This window comes from Aminobacter sp. P4_D5, assembly GCF_056401815.1.
In genome coordinates this window covers 1-630 of the sequence record NZ_JBFUIP010000922.1, presented here as the reverse complement: position 1 = coordinate 630, position 630 = coordinate 1, and the positions used below count along the sequence as shown (strand labels likewise).

Below are 630 nucleotides of genomic sequence, written 5' to 3'. Positions count from 1 at the left end.
GCGCAGCACGATGTCGCGCTGCGGTGTCCGATGGACGATCCGCGAAAGAAGTGCACCCGCGCCGCCGTCATCGTCGAAGCCGATCCTGCCGCCATCCAGATCCAGCAGCTCGATGACGGTGTCGCGCTCGCGTGGATCGAGGGTCTGCGCGTCCAGGATCGTCCCCTCGGCCAACCGCAGGCGGACGAGAGCGCTCGTTTGGCCCGCTGGCAGCGTGAAGCTCACGTCTTCACGGGGCATGGGCGTGATCGGCAAAGCGCGAAGCGCCGCGGGTTCCACATGCGCCTCCCGCACGATCGCGGGTTGCAGCGCCGCGTTCAGCGACACATCGATGGCGAAGGTGTCCGTCGGGCGAGCGCCCACGACACGCAGCAACAGGATCCGCTCGCCAGCGGCCGAAGCCAGCACGACCCGGCCCGCAGAGGGCTGGTTCCCGTCGGCACGCAGGAGCGGCGCGGCCAGGATGGCGCGCGTCCCCGTCTCGACCGCGACCAGATGGGGCGTCCCCGCGGCCCGGTTCGACGATGACACCATGCTGATGTGTCCTGCCTGACCGGCGGGGACGCGCAGGCGCACGACGCTGGACGACTTGATGGCATTCGCGTTGCCCGTCCCGTTCAACTCGAGGAC

1 protein-coding gene is annotated in these 630 nt (G+C 69.7%); it reads right to left on the bottom strand.

Going from position 1 to position 630, the window contains the following annotated elements:
• A partial coding sequence (locus AC1DWF_RS35810; RefSeq protein ID WP_476843205.1) for a hypothetical protein occupies positions 1-630 on the bottom strand: 630 nt, incomplete at both ends.